The organism is Serratia sp. BW106, assembly GCF_002607755.1.
GTDB classification, from domain to species: domain Bacteria; phylum Pseudomonadota; class Gammaproteobacteria; order Enterobacterales; family Enterobacteriaceae; genus Serratia; species Serratia proteamaculans.
The window spans coordinates 189409-206048 of the sequence record NZ_MCGS01000011.1; the positions used below are offsets into that span (position 1 = coordinate 189409).

General features: G+C 58.2%; 17 protein-coding genes. 3 read left to right on the forward strand and 14 right to left on the reverse strand.

Annotation, left to right across the window (positions count from 1 at the left end):
- Positions 1–2: 2 nt before the first annotated feature.
- From BEI65_RS09910 to BEI65_RS09920, 3 genes are read right to left on the reverse strand one after another with little or no spacing between them, the layout of a single operon-like run.
- On the reverse strand, positions 3–1280 hold the full coding sequence (locus BEI65_RS09910) for an L-fuconate dehydratase (protein WP_099063170.1): 1278 nt from the start codon (positions 1278–1280) through the stop codon (positions 3–5).
- 14 nt (positions 1281–1294) lie between these two features.
- Positions 1295–2140, reverse strand: a complete 846-nt coding sequence (locus BEI65_RS09915) for a fumarylacetoacetate hydrolase family protein (RefSeq protein ID WP_099063171.1) — start codon at positions 2138–2140, stop codon at positions 1295–1297.
- A gap of 54 nt (positions 2141–2194) precedes the next feature.
- Positions 2195–2935 (reverse strand): SDR family oxidoreductase, encoded by a 741-nt coding sequence (locus tag BEI65_RS09920; protein ID WP_099063172.1) that lies wholly within the window; start codon positions 2933–2935, stop codon positions 2195–2197.
- A gap of 235 nt (positions 2936–3170) precedes the next feature.
- On the opposite strand from BEI65_RS09920, the gene BEI65_RS09925 reads away from it, so the two are divergent.
- Positions 3171–3929, forward strand: coding sequence for a FadR/GntR family transcriptional regulator (locus tag BEI65_RS09925; RefSeq protein WP_099063173.1), 759 nt, complete (start codon positions 3171–3173; stop codon positions 3927–3929).
- A 161-nt stretch (positions 3930–4090) separates the two neighbouring features.
- Positions 4091–5233: a D-alanyl-D-alanine-carboxypeptidase/endopeptidase AmpH gene (gene ampH / locus BEI65_RS09930; protein WP_099063174.1), complete on the forward strand. Its 1143-nt coding sequence runs from the start codon at positions 4091–4093 to the stop codon at positions 5231–5233.
- Between the two features lie 38 nt (positions 5234–5271).
- Here the strand turns inward: ampH and hpaC are convergent, their stop codons facing one another.
- The 11 genes from hpaC to BEI65_RS09985 all read right to left on the reverse strand — a co-directional run bounded on the left by hpaC (position 5272) and on the right by BEI65_RS09985 (position 15818).
- The gene (hpaC, locus tag BEI65_RS09935; RefSeq protein WP_085119599.1) at positions 5272–5787 is read right to left on the reverse strand and encodes a 4-hydroxyphenylacetate 3-monooxygenase, reductase component; all 516 of its coding nucleotides are present in this window, start codon (positions 5785–5787) and stop codon (positions 5272–5274) included.
- 17 nt (positions 5788–5804) lie between these two features.
- Positions 5805–7367 carry a 4-hydroxyphenylacetate 3-monooxygenase, oxygenase component gene (hpaB, locus tag BEI65_RS09940; RefSeq protein ID WP_085119598.1) on the reverse strand — a complete coding sequence of 521 codons (1563 nt, stop codon included), beginning with the start codon at positions 7365–7367 and terminating at the stop codon, positions 5805–5807.
- 179 nt (positions 7368–7546) lie between these two features.
- On the reverse strand, positions 7547–8443 hold the full coding sequence (gene hpaA / locus BEI65_RS09945; RefSeq protein WP_099063175.1) for a 4-hydroxyphenylacetate catabolism regulatory protein HpaA: 897 nt from the start codon (positions 8441–8443) through the stop codon (positions 7547–7549).
- Between the two features lie 59 nt (positions 8444–8502).
- Positions 8503–9873, reverse strand: coding sequence for a 4-hydroxyphenylacetate permease (gene hpaX, locus BEI65_RS09950; RefSeq protein WP_099063176.1), 1371 nt, complete (start codon positions 9871–9873; stop codon positions 8503–8505).
- Positions 9874–9903: 30 nt separating this feature from the next.
- Positions 9904–10698: a 4-hydroxy-2-oxoheptanedioate aldolase gene (gene hpaI, locus BEI65_RS09955; protein WP_099063177.1), complete on the reverse strand. Its 795-nt coding sequence runs from the start codon at positions 10696–10698 to the stop codon at positions 9904–9906.
- Between the two features lie 40 nt (positions 10699–10738).
- Positions 10739–11542, reverse strand: a complete 804-nt coding sequence (hpaH, locus tag BEI65_RS09960; RefSeq protein ID WP_085119594.1) for a 2-oxo-hept-4-ene-1,7-dioate hydratase — start codon at positions 11540–11542, stop codon at positions 10739–10741.
- A gap of 10 nt (positions 11543–11552) precedes the next feature.
- Positions 11553–11939, reverse strand: coding sequence for a 5-carboxymethyl-2-hydroxymuconate Delta-isomerase (locus BEI65_RS09965; protein ID WP_099063178.1), 387 nt, complete (start codon positions 11937–11939; stop codon positions 11553–11555).
- Between the two features lie 9 nt (positions 11940–11948).
- The gene (gene hpaD, locus BEI65_RS09970; RefSeq protein WP_099063179.1) at positions 11949–12806 is read right to left on the reverse strand and encodes a 3,4-dihydroxyphenylacetate 2,3-dioxygenase; all 858 of its coding nucleotides are present in this window, start codon (positions 12804–12806) and stop codon (positions 11949–11951) included.
- 167 nt (positions 12807–12973) lie between these two features.
- Positions 12974–14428, reverse strand: coding sequence for a 5-carboxymethyl-2-hydroxymuconate semialdehyde dehydrogenase (gene hpaE / locus BEI65_RS09975; protein ID WP_099063180.1), 1455 nt, complete (start codon positions 14426–14428; stop codon positions 12974–12976).
- Complete coding sequence (locus BEI65_RS09980) at positions 14425–15189, reverse strand: fumarylacetoacetate hydrolase family protein (RefSeq protein WP_099063181.1); 765 nt, start codon at positions 15187–15189, stop codon at positions 14425–14427. The genes hpaE and BEI65_RS09980 overlap by 4 nt, the downstream gene beginning before the upstream one ends.
- The gene (locus BEI65_RS09985) at positions 15186–15818 is read right to left on the reverse strand and encodes a fumarylacetoacetate hydrolase family protein (protein ID WP_099063182.1); all 633 of its coding nucleotides are present in this window, start codon (positions 15816–15818) and stop codon (positions 15186–15188) included. The genes BEI65_RS09980 and BEI65_RS09985 overlap by 4 nt, the downstream gene beginning before the upstream one ends.
- A gap of 324 nt (positions 15819–16142) precedes the next feature.
- Between BEI65_RS09985 and hpaR the strand changes: the two genes are divergently transcribed.
- Positions 16143–16598, forward strand: coding sequence for a homoprotocatechuate degradation operon regulator HpaR (gene hpaR / locus BEI65_RS09990; RefSeq protein ID WP_099063183.1), 456 nt, complete (start codon positions 16143–16145; stop codon positions 16596–16598).
- Positions 16599–16640: the final 42 nt, after the last annotated feature.

Genomic DNA, 16640 nt, shown 5'->3' on the forward strand with positions numbered 1-16640 from the left:
GTTCAATCGCGGAACCGGTATTGTTCGAGCGACGCCGCATGCATCTCAATCGAATAGCCAGGATTGAGCGGCGGCATGTAGGCCGCTCCCTTGACCTCACAAGGGTGGACAAAATGTTCATGCAGATGATCGACGTATTCGATCACCCGGCCGTCGTGGGTGCCGGCAATGCACAGGTAGTCGATCATCGACAGATGCTGAACGTATTCGCACAGTCCCACGCCCCCGGCATGCGGGCATACCGGCAGCTGGTATTTGGCCGCCATCAGCATCACCGCCAGCACCTCGTTGACGCCACCAAGACGGCAGGCATCGATCTGCACCACGTCAATCGCCTCGCGCATGATGAACTGCTTGAACATGATGCGGTTTTGGCACATCTCACCGGTGGCCACCTTGACCGGATGCACCCCCTCGCGGATGCGGCGGTGCCCTTCCACGTCATCCGGGCTGGTCGGTTCTTCGATAAACCAGGGTTTGGCGAATGCCAGATGCTTTACCCAGGGAATGGCGTCGTTGACTTCCCACACTTGGTTGGCGTCGATCATCAGTTGACGATCGGGGCCGATCACCTCGCGGGCAATGCGCACCCGACGGATATCATCTTCCAGATCGCGCCCGACCTTCAGCTTCAGGTAAGAGAAACCGGCATCGACCGCTTCCTGACACAGCCGGCGCAGCTTGTCGTCCGGATAGCCCAACCAGCCGGCGGAGGTGGTGTAGCAGGGGTAACCCTCCTGCAGCAGCCGCTCCAGGCGCTGTTCCTTGCCCTGCGCCCGTTGTCTGAGCAGGGTGAGCGCTTCCTGCGGGGTAATGCAGTCGGTGATGTAGCGAAAATCAATGCAACGCACCAGTTCCTCGGGGGTCATCTCGGCCACCAGTCGCCACACCGGCTTGCCCTCAGCTTTGGCCCACAGATCCCAAACCGCGTTGATCACCGCCCCGGTCGCCAGGTGGATCGCTCCCTTGTCCGGGCCGATCCAGCGCAACTGGCTGTCACTGGTAAAGCGCCGCCAGAAAGCGCCCATATCGGCGGCGATCTCTTCCAGCGACACCCCGACGATCTGATGCTCCAGCGCGCGGATCGCCGCGCAGCAGATCTCATTGCCGCGGCCAATGGTAAAGGTCAGCCCGTGACCACTCAGATCGTCGCGATCGGTCTCCAGGATCACGTAGGCAGCGGAGTAATCCGGATCCGGATTCATCGCGTCGGATCCGTCCAGCGCCAGCGAGGTGGGGAAGCGGATATCTTCAACCCGCAGTGCGGTAATCTTCGTCATGGCAGTGCTCCCCATCAGGCTTGTACGGTTGTTTGACGCTGTTCACCCAAACCTTCAATCCCCAGACGCATCGTCTGCCCGGCTTTCAGGTAGAGAGGCGTTGGCTTCTGTCCCATGCCGACACCCGGTGGCGTGCCGGTAGAGATCACATCGCCCGGCTGCAGGCTCATAAAGCGGCTCAGATAGCTGATGATTTGAGGAATACGGAAAATCATGGTGCTGGTGTTGCCGTCCTGATAGCGCTTGCCGTCCACCTCCAGCCACAGATTCAGGCTATGGGGATCGGCAATTTCATCGGCGGTCACCAACCAGGGCCCGGTGGGGCCAAAGGTGTCGCACCCCTTGCCCTTGTCCCAGGTGCCGCCGCGTTCGATTTGGAATTCACGCTCCGAGACGTCGTTAATCACGCAGTAGCCGGCAACGTGCTGCATCGCGTCCTGCTCGCTGATATAGCGTCCGCCCTGACCAATGATCACACCCAGCTCCACCTCCCAGTCGGTCTTGAGCGAGTCACGCGGGATTTGCACCTGATCGTCAGGCCCCACCACCGCGCTGGTCCACTTGCTGAACACCACCGGCTCAGAAGGGATTGCCGCGCCGGTTTCCGCCGCATGATCGGCATAATTCAGACCAATGCAGATAAATTTTCCGATGTGGCCCACGCATGGCCCCAAACGCGGCTGTCCAGCCACCGTCGGCAGTTGGTTGATGTCCAGCGCGCGCAATTTGTCCAAAGCGGCAGGCAACAGTGCCTCACCGCTCAGATCGGCGATATGCTGTGAAAGGTCACGGATCTGCCCCTGACTGTCTAATATTCCCGGACGTTCCTGCCCCGGTGCGCCATAGCGTAAAAGTTTCATCCTGTCCTCACTGTAGAAAAATGTGTCGGGCGTCATCGCCTGAAGTTCCGGGCCTCAGTTGCTCCAGCCGCCGTCAATAATCTGCACCGTACCTGTGGTATAGGAACTGGCGTCGGACGCCAGATACAGCGCCAACTGGGCAATCTCACCGGTGGTACCGATGCGGCCAATCGGCTGGCGGGCCACAAACGCCTGATACACCTCTTCTTCGCTGCGACCCTGCTCACGCGCCTGTTCGGCAATACGCTGGCGCAGCGACGGTGATTCCACCGTGCCGGGACAAATGGCGTTACACCGGATGCCCTGAGTGACGTAATCCGCCGCCACTGAACGCGTCAGGCCAATCACCGCCGCCTTGCTGGCGCTGTAAGCGAAGCGGTTCGGCACCCCTTTCACGCTGGAAGCGACCGACGACATGTTGATAATCGAACCATTTTTGCGCACCAGCATGCCGGGCAAGAAGGCACGGATCATGTGGAACATCGCCGTCACATTAAGATCGAGCGCAAACGCCCACTGCTCTTCGCTGCACTCGAGGATCGAGCCGCTGTGTACCACGCCGGCGCAGTTGAACAGCACGTCGATCGGCCCCAGGGTTTCCGCCGCCGCGGCGATCGCCGCAGTATCGGTCACGTTCAGCGTCATCGGTCGAATACCGGGCAGCCCCTGCAGTTGTTCGGTGTTGATATCGGTGGCGATCACCTCGGCGCCCGCATCGGCAAACAGCCTGGCAGTGCTGAAACCAATCCCCTGTCCAGCGGCGGTAATCAGCACGCGTTTTCCAGTTAAATTCATTTTCGCTCCCTTGGCCTAAAGGCCTAATGGTCAGGCCATTAAAGGCGTTTAAAGGTCGGACCTTTAACATGACAAAAGACGCTTTACGCGTTATGGTTTGGTGAGAATGTTATGAGACACACTTAAAACAGCATTTTGATTAACCAATTTTTTACACTTGAATAACGATTACTCAAGCGGCTTGAGCAATATTTGTGCGCAGCATCACTTAACTTCGAATAGCCTAAGGTAAAAAATGCCGATCACCCGACTGGAAAACCCTCGTATTTACAGACAGATAGCCGACCAATTGAAACGGCTCATCGATAATAATGAATTTCCACCAGGCAGCCGCCTGCCGTCTGAGCGGGATCTGGCCCAGCAGTTACAGGTCAGCCGGGCCTCCGTGCGTGAGGCGCTGATCGCACTCGAAGTGATTGGTCTAGTGGATGTCAAAGTCGGCAATGGGGTGATCGTCCGGGCACAGACGCCGGTAATGATTTCGCAGGAACCGGTGATGGCACAGGCCGGACGCGGTCAGTGGGCAGAAATCGACGATGAACTGAATATCGAGCTGGATTTTAATGCCGAGCTGCCGCCCTTCTCACTGCTGCAAACCCGTTTATTGATCGAACCGGAAACCGCCGCGCTGGCCGCCCGCCATGCTACTGACCAGGAGCTGGCAGGCATCCGTGCCGCCTACGAACAAAACTGCCGTGATAACCGTGAAGGATCGGCCACCCACCCCGGTGACCGGTTGTTCCATATCCGCATCGCCCAGGCCAGCGGCAACCCGGCCTACGCATTTATCATCGGCCACCTGCTCGGCCACCGCTATGGCAGCATGTTCCGCGTACTGCAGCGCAACTATACGCCGGACGATATGTCACACCGTTCCGAGCAGGAACATCAGGCCATTTTAGCGGCGATCGAAGCGCGTGACGTGCGCGGTGCGCGCAAGGCGATGAAGGCCCATCTGGATCAGGTGATCGCCATTTTCACCCGCGCACAGTAAGTCGATTCGGCATCATCAGGGCGGCAGAAAATTATTTATCAAACCGCTCTTTTTTCCACATGCAGCCAGGGCCGAGGCACATTACACTGACAACAGACGAAACCGGCTCATATCCCGGTTCAGGCCTTTTTCCTGTTGCCTTTTAAAATGGATAACAACCGTTGAAGAACTCTTTCTCCGCTTCATTGCTGGCGCTGAGCCTGTGTGCCGCCCCGCTGGCCGCACAGGCCGCCGCACCGCAACTGGCCTCGCAAATTGTCGACCAGTATGCCGAACATATTTTCTACAACAGCGGTGCCACCGGGATGGCACTGGTGGTGATCGACGGTAATCAGGTGGTTAACCGCAGTTTTGGCGACACCAAACCCGGTAATAACCTGCGCCCACGCCCGGATTCCCTGATCCGCATCGCCTCCATCACCAAGCTGATGACCAGCGAAGTGATGGTCAAGATGGCGGCAGAAGGCCGGGTCAAGCTCAACGATCCGCTGCGCAAATACGCCCCACAGGGCGCTTACGTCCCGGCTTATAACACTCGCCAACCGATCACGTTACTGAATCTGGCAACCCACACCAGCGCACTGCCGCGTGAACAACCGGGCAAGAAGCCGCCGAAAACACCGGTCTTTACCTGGCCGACCAAGGCACAGCGCTGGCAGTGGCTGGAACATGCCAACGTCGCGGTGCCACCGGGCGTACGTGCCTCTTATTCCAACCTGGCGTATGACCTGCTGGCCGACGCGTTATCCCGCGCGGCGGGCAAACCCTACAGCGCCCTGCTGAAAGAAAAGATCACCGCGCCGCTCGGCATGGTCGATACCACCCTGAGCCCAAGCGCCGAACAGTGTTCACGCCTGATGGTAGCCTCGGCCGGCCCCAGCGCCTGCCGTGATACCACTGCCGCGGCCGGCAGCGGCGGCGTTTACTCCACGCCGCGCGACATGCAGCGCTGGATGCAGCAGTTCCTGACCTCCAATGTTTCCGGCTCCCGTAAATCGACCGCCGCCAGCGAACAGACCATGTATTTCCAGCGTAACGATCTGGTGTCGCTAAAAGGCATGGACGTACCGGGTGAAGCCAGTGCGCTGGGACTGGGCTGGGTGTATATGGCACCGAACGGTGAGTTACCGGGGATTATTCAGAAAACCGGCGGGGGTGGCGGCTTTATTACCTATATGGCGATGATCCCGCAGAAAAACGTCGGGGTATTTGTGGTGGTGACCCGCTCAGAACTGAGCAAGTTCACCAACATGAGCGATCCGGTGAACCGGCTGGTAAGTGATTTGGCGGCGAATAAAAGTTAACGCCATGGGGCGCAGCAGTGAGCTGCGCCCCATGAATGTCAGGCCAGAGCCAGTCTTTCGTGCATCACCGGATGGAAGTTGCGCTTGAAGTAGATCAGCCCGTTGCCGGCCGCGCTTACCACGATCTGGCGGATCTGCACCAGATACACCTGATGGGTGCCGATGCTCTGGATCTGCTCGATCTCCCCTTCCAGGCTGGCCAGCGTGTTACGCAGCACCGGCTGCCCCAGCGTGCCGCTCTGCCAGTCATCCAGACGAAAACGTTCTTCCATGCTGACCTCGGTCATACCGGCAAAGTGGCGTGCCATCAGCTCCTGCTCATGGTTCAACACGTTGACGCACAGCCGCTGATTGGCCTGAAATACCGGGTTCATCGCGCTGTTCCGGTTTATGCACACCAGCAGCGTCGGTGGTGTATCGGTCACTGAGCAAACCGCGGTGGCAGTGATACCACAGCGCCCCGCCGGGCCGTCGGTTGTGACGATATTCACCGCTGCGGACAGGCTGGCCATGGCGTCGCGAAACAGCAGACGGTGTTCATTTTCCTGAGACATACAAACCTCCTTGCGGATCACTTAAGCAGTCTATCCAACTGATTAATGTCGTCATTGTTATGCAGATGCGGCACTTTCCAGCCGTGCTGGTCGTAGTCGGACAGGCATTTGTCGACCATCTCCATCATCTTGCCCATGGTGCCGGATCCCTGCGCCTGACGCAGGCACTGCAGGCGGATCTCATCCTGGCTGCCGGCATAGTTGATCTCATACAGTTCGTGACGACCACCGAACTCACTGCCGATCGCATCCCACATCAGCTTGAGGATCTTGATGCGCTCGACGTGATCCATACCGTCGGATCCGCGCACATAGCGGGACAGGTACTTGTCGATCTCCGGGTTATTCATGTCACGCACGCTGGACGGCAGGTAAATCAGGCCGCTGGTGACGTTCTTTTCGATGATGTTCTTCACCTTGGCGTAGGCCATTGGTGCCATCACGCGGTAAGTCTGTAGTGCAGCGGAATCCGGCAGATAAGCGCCATTTTCCCACTTGGTGGCTTCGGCACACATCGCATCGGTCAGCGACCAGAACAGATTGCGCCAGGCTACCACTTCGCCCAGATCGGCCTGCACGCCACGGAACTCCAGCACCCCGGTACAGGACAGGCTCTTTTGCAGCAGCGCAGTGATAAAGTCCATCTTCACCGCCAGGCGAACACAGGCTTGTAACGGGAACAGGCGAGCAAATCCCCCTTCGGTGCTCCAGCGACGACAACGGTCGAAATCGCGGTAGATCAGCACGTTTTCCCACGGGATCAACACATGATCCATAATCAGGATCGCATCGTTCTCATCAAAACGGCTCGAGAGCGGGTAATCGAACGGCGATCCGGTGGCACCGGCCACCAGTTCATAGGAGGCTCGGGAGATCAGTTTCACCCCTTCGGCATCCATGGGTGCGACAAACATCAGCGCAAAATCCGGGTTATCACCCATCACCTGGGCCGAACCGAAGCCGATAAAGTTGTAGTGGGTCAGCGCCGAGTTGGTCGCTACCACCTTGGCACCGCTGACGATAATGCCGGCGTCGGTCTCTTTCTCCACCTGAATAAACACGTCTTTCACTTCGTTGACCGGCTTGTGGCGGTCAATCGGCGGGTTGACGATAGCGTGGTTAAAGTACAGCCCGGTTTCCTGAATGCGTTTGTACCAGTGGCGGGCGTTGTCGGCGAACTGGCCGTAAAACTCGGGATTAGCGCCCAGCGCGGAGCCGAAGGCCGCTTTGTAGTCCGGGGTGCGCCCCATCCAGCCGTAGCTCTGACGCGACCAGTCGGCGATGGCGTCACGCTGTTGACGCAGCTCTTCCGGGCTGCGTGCGTAGCGGAAGAATTTGTGGGTGTAGCCGCCGTTGCCAGTATCGGTACCCCAGCACAGGCGGTCCTGGCTAACCGGGTCATGCAGTGAGTCGTACAGTTGACCGACCGAGGCCGCGGCATTACGGAATGCCGGATGGGTAGTCACGTCTTTCACCCGCTCGCCATAGATATAAATTTCACGGCCGTCCTGCAAGCTCTTCAGGTATTCGTCACCGGTGAACGGGCGTTTGTTGTCAGCACGAAAGTCTTCAGGTTTCATTTTAGTCTTCCTCGTAATCGGTATTTTAGGGGCCGTGGGTTCGGCCACTTGTTAAAATAATGTTTTCTTTTGGTTGCTTAATTGAAGCCCCCAACGCCGGTTTCGAGAAGAGACTTTTGCGGCAATCGCCGGTACTTTTCAGGCAGGTTTGCCGCTTTAGCGGCAAACTGTGATCCAGCTTACGAAAGGGAATGTTGTGCAGCGCGGTAGGTCGAGGGGGAACAGCCTTCCAGCCGATTGAAAAAGCGGGCGAAATAGGCCGGATCCTTAAAACCCAGGCTATAAGCGGTTTCATGCACCGTGCAGGCGCTGAACAGCAGCATGCGTTTAGCCTCACGCAGCAGGCGATCGAATATCAGTCGTTTGGGCGGCTGATTGGCGAAACGCCGACACAGGTCGTTGAGTCTGGATTCGGTGACGCCCAGCGCCTGGGCATAGTCCGGTACCGGCAGGTGATCGCGGAATCGTTCGTCCACCATCCGGTTGAAACGCTGGAACAATTTCAGCTCGCCGCGCACCCCACTGGTGGCGGAATCCTCCAGCGATGCATTGCGCAACAGCAGGGTCAACACCGCCTGTGCCAGCAACGCCAGCGTCTGTTCGCGGCCGGCCAAGCGCTGGCCGAACTCACGCCGTATCAACGCCCAATAATGGCTGAGCGCCGTCAGTTCCTGCGGCGCGTCGGCCATCGACAGACAAATACCCGGCATATCCATTGCCAGATTGCTGCCGGGATACAGCCGCTCCAGCAGGGGCCAGATCAACTCCTGACGCACCGTCAGCACGTGACCGTCGCTGTCCGGCTCGGTGAAGAAGGCATGCGGCACCGAGGGCGGTGTCAGGATAAACAGCGGTGCCTGCACCGAATAGTGCTGATCGTCCAACTGCAGCTCAATCTTGCCGGTCTCCAGAAAATGCACCTGGAAGAAGCGGTCGTGCCAGTGCACCTGCATATCGCGGCCAAAAAAGGCCGCCAGCCCGGCAAAGGTTTCATAATGCACTTCATCCGTGGCGTAACGCGCATCGTACTCTTTGCAGATATCGATGTTGGCGATAAAACCGGTACTTTTCTGCATGTAATGACCTCATTCCCCCGGTAAGGGGCGCCGCATACCGCGCCCGCAAACTGTCCTCACTAAGGCGTGGCCCGTGGACGTGAACTTTGCATCGGGATACGCCAGACGATCAACGCGCCGATGATCAGCAGTGCCGAAACAAAGTACAGCCCGGAGTTAAAGCTACCGGTCAGATCCTTAAACCAGCCGATCAATAGCGGGCTGACCGCCGATCCTATGTTGCCGGTGGCGTTGATCACCGCGATCCCGATCGCCCGCGCCTCCAGGCTGATCGACTGATCCGGCGTAGTCCAGAAGATCGCCATAGCCGTGAACGAGCCGACAGAAGCCATGACGATCCCCAGCAGTTGGATCATGCTGTGATCGGTGGCAGAAGCCAGCAACCAACCCGCGGCGGCAAACAGGTACGGCAACGCGGTATGGTGCTTGCGCTCCTGTAGTCGATCCGATCTTTTACTCCACCAAATCATCCCGGCGATGGTGCAGATCTGCGGGATCGCCGCCAAAATGCCGATCACGATGTTGCTGCTGCCTTGGTTAAAGCTCTGCAGGATCTGCGGCGTCCAGATGTTGATGGCGCTCAGGGTGTTGGTCAGGCAGAAATAGGCCAACGTGTACATCAGCACAATCGGGGTGAAGATTTCCCGCCACAGATTGCGCTGCTGCATAGCCCGATGGCTACCCGGCCCATTGGGCTGCACCAGTTGCAACTTGTCGGCGTCCATCATGGCTTTCAGACTGGTTTTTTCTTCGTCAGTCAGCCATTTGGCCTTGGCCGGAGTATCGTCCAGGTAGAACCACACCACCACGCCCAACAGCACCGAAGGAATGCCCTCCACCAGGAACAGCCATTGCCAGCCCTTGAGGTTCATCAGCCCGTCCAGCGCCAGAATATAGCCGGACACCAGTGAACCAATCGCCATGGTCACCGGCATGGCGATCATAAACAACGCATTGGCGCGAGCGCGGTAAAACGCCGGGAACCAGTAGGTGAGATACACCAGAATACCCGGCAGAAAACCGGCTTCGGTAATGCCGACGATCATCCGCAGCACATACAGGCTGGTCGGCCCGGTGGCGAACAGAGTGCAGGTCGAGGCGATGCCCCACAGCACCATAATGGTGGCGATCCAACGCCGTGCCCCGACGATCCCCAGCATGATATTGCTCGGGATACCGAAGATCACATAGGTGACGTAGAACAGGGTCGCCGCCAGACCGAACATGGTCGAGCTGAGGCCGAGATCCTTGCCCATGGTTAACCCGGCGAAACCGATATTGATGCGGTCGAGGAAAGAGAAAACAAACAGCACAAACAGGAAAATAATCAGTCGCCGAAATAACTTTTTAATCACCGATTGCTCGGTGGCGGTTAACGCTTTATGTTGCTGCGCCGGGTTAACCGGCGGCAGCGAATCGACGTTGCTCATGGTGTCTCCAGTAAGATTGCGTCCTGCAACCTAATAAACGCCCGGTGATTGCACGGGAGGCTGTTGCTGCTTAAAGCGACCGGCCAGGGATTCTGCCGCCCGCGCCAGCAGGGTGGTATCTACCCCGACCGCGACAAACAGCGCGCCGGACGCCAGGTAATGCTGCGCCAGCTCCGGGTTAGCGGTCAGAATGCCCGGTGCCTTGCCGGCAGCGCTGATGCGCGCAATCGCATCGTCGATGGTGCGTTGCACCTCCGGTTGCTGTGGATTGCCGGCGTATCCCATGTCGGCACTCAGATCCGCCGGGCCGATAAACACCCCATCAACCCCCTCCACCTGCAGGATCTCGTCCAGGTTTTTAACTGCCTCACGGGTTTCGATTTGCACCAACACGCACATCTGCGCGTCGGCCTGTTGCAGATAATCCGGCACCCGGTTCCAGCGTGAGGCACGCGCCAGCGCGCTGCCAACACCGCGTATGCCGTGCGGCGGATAACGGGTAGCACGCACCGCATCACGCGCCTGCTCGGCATTTTGGATCATCGGGATCAGCAGCGTCTGCACGCCGACGTCCAGCAGTTGCTTGATCAGCACCGCGTCATTCCATGCCGGGCGCACCACTGGCTGGCTCGGGTAAGGCGCAATCGCCTGTAACTGCCCCAGCACCGTTTGCACGTTGTTGGGCGCGTGTTCGCCGTCGATCAACAACCAGTCAAAACCGGAACCGGCCAGCAGTTCGGCGCTGTAGCTGCTGCACAACCCCAGCCACAGGCCAATCTGCGGACGTTTTTCCTGCAGCGCCTGCTTAAAAACGTTGGTTAACATTGTGTTCTCCATGGTGTTTTCCCCTCCCTGAGGGGGGAAATCAAACAAACCGGCAGCTAATGCAGCCCATCGGGCCGTAATCGGCATGGAAGGTATCGCCGCGTCGTGCCGCTACCGGCCGGGTAAAGGAGCCGCCGAGGATCACCTGTCCGGCTTCCAGTTCCACGTCATACGGGAACAGCTTGTTGGCCAGCCAGGCCACGCCGTTGGCCGGATGGTTCAACACCGCCGCTGCGACGCCGGACTCTTCGATCACCCCGTTGCGGTACAGCAGCGCACTGATCCAACGCAGATCCAACGCGTCCGGTTTGATTGGCCGGCCGCCCATCACCACACCGGCGTTAGCGGCGTTATCGGAAATGGTGTCGAACACTTTGCGCGGGCGCTGAGTTTCAGGGTCGACGTTATGGCTACGTGCATCGATGATCTCCAGCGCCGGAATGATGTAATCGGTGGCGTTGTAGACGTCAAACAGCGTGCAGTTCGGCCCACGCAATGGCTTGGCCAGCACAAACGCCAGCTCGACCTCAACGCGCGGCACGATAAAGCGATCGATCGGAATATCGCTGCCGTCGTTGAAAAACATGTCATCCAGCAACGCACCGAAATCCGGTTCAGTGATCTGCGAACTGACCTGCATGGCGCGCGACGTCAGGCCGATTTTATGGCCCTTCAAGGTGCGGCCTTCGGCGATTTTCAGCGCCACCCACTGCCGCTGAATGGCGTAGGCGTCTTCGATGGAGATCTCGGGATGATCCAGCGACAGCGCGCGGATCTGCTCACGGTTCTGCTCCGCCTGATGCAAACGTTGCACGGCACGGCTAACCAGCTCTTTATCCAACATTGACGGCCCCTTACTCTTTACGGAATAGCGCGTGGACATTGTTTTGCTTGTAGTTCAGCACCGGATCCAGCTCTTCCATGGCGAACGACAGCGCCAGAAAGCGGTTAGCCATCAGCTCGGCGAAGTGCTCGGTGATCAGCGTGAACAGCATCGCCCCCACCTGTTCACGGCTTTCCAGGCTGCGGCCGTGGCCAATCTTCAGCGTCATATGCACGAAAGCATAATCCCGCTGGCCGTCGGCCATCTGCCAGGTATCCAGCCAGATAGCACGGCTGCGCACCCCGGCCAGTGGGAAAATCCCGGTGTCCGCCAGCGCCTGATTGACCTTGGCGAACAGCGCGGGTAAATCCGCCTCACGGCGGATGTTGTCGGTACATTCAGCGTAAAAATGGGGCATGGCGGCTCCTCAGGCTTCGGCCGGCAGCGGGAACACGGCGTTAACCTGCCCGGTGCCGGAACTGGCGAACAGCGGGGTAATGAACTCCACCTTGCCGTCATATTTGTCCCACCCCAGCAGGCCGAGCAGCATCACGGTGTCATGCATGTTGCCTTCGCCGTAGCAGTAGTCGGCGTACTCCGGCAGCATTTCGCAAAACTCGCGGAAGCGCCCTTCCTCCCACAGCTTGACCACCCGTTCGTCCATCTGCTGGTCAAACTGGCGGGTATAGCTGTTCATGCCTTCTTCGGCACGCTGGTCGTCGATAAAGCGATGTGAAAGCGAACCGCTGGCCAATACCGCCACCGTGCCGTCGTATTTCTCAATCGCGGTTTTGATCGCCTCACCCAGCCGACGGCTGTCGGCAAAGTCATGTACGGTGCAAAACGCCGAAATCGAAATCACCTTGAAATGTTTGTCGCTGTTCATGTAGCGCATCGGCACCAGCGTGCCGTATTCCAGCTTCAGACTTGGGATCTCGTGCGCCTTGGCACGCACCCCGAGTTTGCAGGCTTCCGCGGCGATCAACTGCCCCAGCGCCGGGTTGCCTTCGTATTCGTAGGTCATGTCGCGGATGAAGTGCGGCAGTTCGTTACTGGTATACAGCCCTTCGAAATGTGGGCTGCAGTTGATGTGATAGGCGCTGTTCACCAGCCAGTGGGTGTCGAACACGATAATAGTGTCGACGCCCATTTCGCGGCAGCGCGCGCTGATCTCTTTATGACCGTCGATCGCCGACTGACGGCAACCGTGGTTTTTTCCTGGCATTTCCGACAGATACATCGATGGAACATGCGTAATTTTGGCGGCCAAAGCTAACTTACCCATACAACCTCCTATCCCCTTCATCTTTCGAATTGCTGCGTTGTTGGCTGCCTACGGTCACCCCAGTCACTTACCTAAGTAAGCTCCTGGGGATGTCCGTACTTGCCGCCTAGCCCCAATCCGAAAGCTGTTGGGTATAGCCTGTTTTAGTTTTAAAACATGGAGCTGATTTAGACGCCCCAGCGTGGGATCGGGTGATCACCCATGGAAATACACACGTTCTTCATCTCGGCAAACACTTCGAAACTGTATTCCCCGCCTTCACGGCCGGTGCCGGAGGATTTCACGCCGCCAAACGGCTGGCGCAGATCGCGTACGTTTTGGGTGTTAACGAAAACCATGCCCGCTTCAATATTGCGGGCCAGACGCAGCACCTTGCTCACATCCTGCGTCCAGATATACGACGCCAGGCCGTATTCCACGTCGTTGGCCATGCGCAGGCCGTCTTCTTCTGATTTGAACGGCAGCAGGCAGGCCACCGGTCCGAAAATCTCCTCCTGCGCGATACGCATCCGGTTGTCGACATCCGCCAGCACCGTTGGGCGCAGGAAGTTGCCGTGGCTCAGACCGGCCGGTTTATCCGGGCCGCCGGCCAGCAGAGTTGCCCCTTCTTCGATGCCAAGGCGGATATAGCCGGAAACTTTTTCCCAGTGCTGCGGGCTGATCAACGCTCCGACCTGGGTGTTGGGATCTTGCGGATCTCCCACTCGCAGGCGGTTGGCGCGCTCGGCGAAGCGTTTGACGAATTCCGGGTAGATGCTCTCCTGAATAAAGATGCGAGAACCGGCGGTGCAGCGTTCACCGTTGATCGAGAAAATGGTGAACAGCGCGGCGTCCAGCGCACGTTCAATGTCGGCATCCTCAAAAATCAGCACCGGCGATTTACCGCCCAGCTCCATGGAAAACTTCTTCAGCCCGGCGCTTTCAATAATCCGGCGACCGGTGGCGGTGCCGCCGGTAAAGGACACGGCGCGCACGTCTTTATGGCGCACCAGCGCATCCCCGGCGGTAGAGCCGTAACCCTGCACCACGTTGAGCACCCCGGCCGGAATACCGGCTTCCAGCGCCAGTTCGCCCAGACGATCGGCGGTCAGCGGTGACAGCTCGGACATTTTCAGCACCGCGGTGTTGCCCAATGCCAGGCAGGGCGCGGTTTTCCAGGTGGCGGTCATGAAAGGCACGTTCCACGGCGACACCAGCGCACAGACCCCGACCGGCTGGATCAGCGTGTAGTTGAGCATCTTGTCGTCCACCGGGTAGGTGCGGCCGTTCATCTGCTGGCAGATCTCGGCGAAGAACTCAAAGTTGTGCGAGGCGCGTGGGATCAGCACGTTTTTGGTTTGGTGGATCGGCAGACCGGTGTCGGCCGTTTCCATCTCGGCGATCTGCGGTACGTTCTCGTCGATCAGTTCACCCAGGCGACGCATCAGGCGCGCACGCTCTTTCATTGGCGTATTGGCCCATTTCGGGAAGGCGGCCTTGGCGGCGGCCACCGCCTGGTCGATCTCCAGCTGTCCGCCGGACGCCACTTCCGCCAGCACCTCGCCGTTGGCCGGGTTGGTGGTAGTGAAGTACTCTTTGCTGGCTACGTTTTTACCGTTAATCCAATGGTTGATGGTTTTCATCGCAGGCTTTCCTCGTAATCTTTTTCACTGATGATGTGGTTAACCAGACGGCCGATGCCCTCGATCTCCACCACCACTTCGTCACCCGGCTGCACGTCTGCCAAGCCTTTCGGGGTACCGGTGGCGATCATGTCACCCGGTTGCAGCGTCATAAATTCGCTCAGGTAGCTGATCAAATAGGGGATATCAAAAATCATGTCGCCAGTGCTGCCGCGCTGACGCAGTTCACCGTTGACGTAAGTGCTGAGTGCCAAACGGTGCGGGTCGGCAATATCATCGCGATCGACAATGTACGGGCCGATTGGCGTCAGGGTGTCGCGGCTTTTCACCCGCAGATTCGGGCGATAGTAATTTTCCAGATAGTCGCGGATGGCGTAGTCGTTACACAGGGTGTAACCCGCCACATAGTCCATGGCGTTTTCGCGGCTGACATTGCGCGCGGTTTTGCCGATCACCGCCACCAGCTCGGCTTCGTAGTGCATATACTCAACGTCGGCCGGGCGTACCGACACCTGGCGATGCCCGGTCAGGGTGTTCGGTGCCTTCAGGAACACCAGCGGTTCTTCCGGTGCCTTGAATTCCAGCTCGCTGGCGTGGTCGGCATAATTCAGGCCCAGGGCAAACACCGTGCCTTGCGCCGGTGGCAACCACTCGACGTCCAACTCATCGACAACGCTGCCGTCCGGCAGAGTGACACGCAGTTGATCGTCGACGTTGACGTTAACAATTTGGCCATGATGGCGAATACGGGCGTGTTTCATGATGCTTCTCCTGCCTGCGTCACGCGGTTGGTCAGGGTCGGCAGACCGGCGGCACGCACCGTAACTTCGTCCCCGGGTTTAATCTCCACCCGCTGGTGCGGCGTGCCGATCAGCACCGCGTCACCCGGCTGCAGGGTAATAAAGTCGCTGATGGCGGCAATCAGTTCCGGCACCGAACGCAGCAGATCGGCCGTTGACCAGCGATCTTGTTCCACGCCGTTGATTTCGGTGATGATTTCCAGTTTGCCAGTGGTCGCCAACTGGCCGAGATCCCCCAGCGGGCAGAAGCCGTCGCGGCATTTTGCTTTGATCGCCGGGCGATAAAAGCTGCTTTCCGGCAGGCTGATGTCATTGGCCAGCGCATAACCGGCCAGATAGTCGGCCACCCGTTCGGCCGGCACCTTGCGCGCGGTATTACCAATCACCACCGCCAGTGTCGCGCCGCTCTGCACTTGCTCACCGGCAGGAAACGGGATCGCCCCGCCGTTGGCGAGGTAGGTATTACGCGGTTTGATAAACCACACCGGGGTCTTGGGTGGGGTTTTATAAGGTGGCTGATGGAACGCCTGATCCCAGGCATCCATCTGGCTGCGGTGATTCAACGCGACGGAAAATACAGTGCCTTTCATGCAAACTCCTTTCAATGACAGAACATGACAACCGGCATTCATTAATATGTTAATGATTATTTTTATACGCTGTTCAGCTTTTACGCAACGCGGGTGGGTTGATTTGTGATCGTGATAACAAAATATTCACAAGTCGCGAACATTAGCGTGATTATTCAACGCATTAATCAATTTCAGGCGATTTTTCCACCCGTAGCTACATTTTCGCTTTATCCGTCGGGGTAAACTTGGCTACTATTAAGTTATTAATAAATCCAGGCCGTCCATTGCATCCCTGCGTTCGGCACCGGAATAACGAACACCTTGATAGCTAAGGCCAAATCTATGCATGAATCTTTAACCATTGCCCTGCTGCAGGCGCGTGAAACCGCCATGGGGTTTTTCCGCCCGTTTCTGAAAAGTCATAACCTGACGGAACAGCAATGGCGCATCATTCGCGTACTGGCCAACAGCCGTTCAATTGAGTTCCACGAATTGGCGGCGGAAACCTGCATTCTGCGCCCCAGCCTGACCGGCATTTTGTCGCGCATGGAGCGCGATAAACTGATTTTCCGCCTGAAGCCGGTTAACGATCAGCGCAAGCTGTACGTTTCGCTGACCCAGCAAGGCCAGGAGCTGTATGAGGTGGCGCGGCATCAGGTGGAACAGGGCTACGGTGAGATTGAAGCCGCGTTTTCGCAGCAGAAGATGGAACAACTGATGACGCTGCTGGACGAACTGATCCGGCTTGGCGACAAACTGCCCGCCAACGTGACCGCCCATCCGACAAAAAAGCCGTAGGGGCGCTGCACGCTGCACCCGTATAAATCGGGACGAACCTGT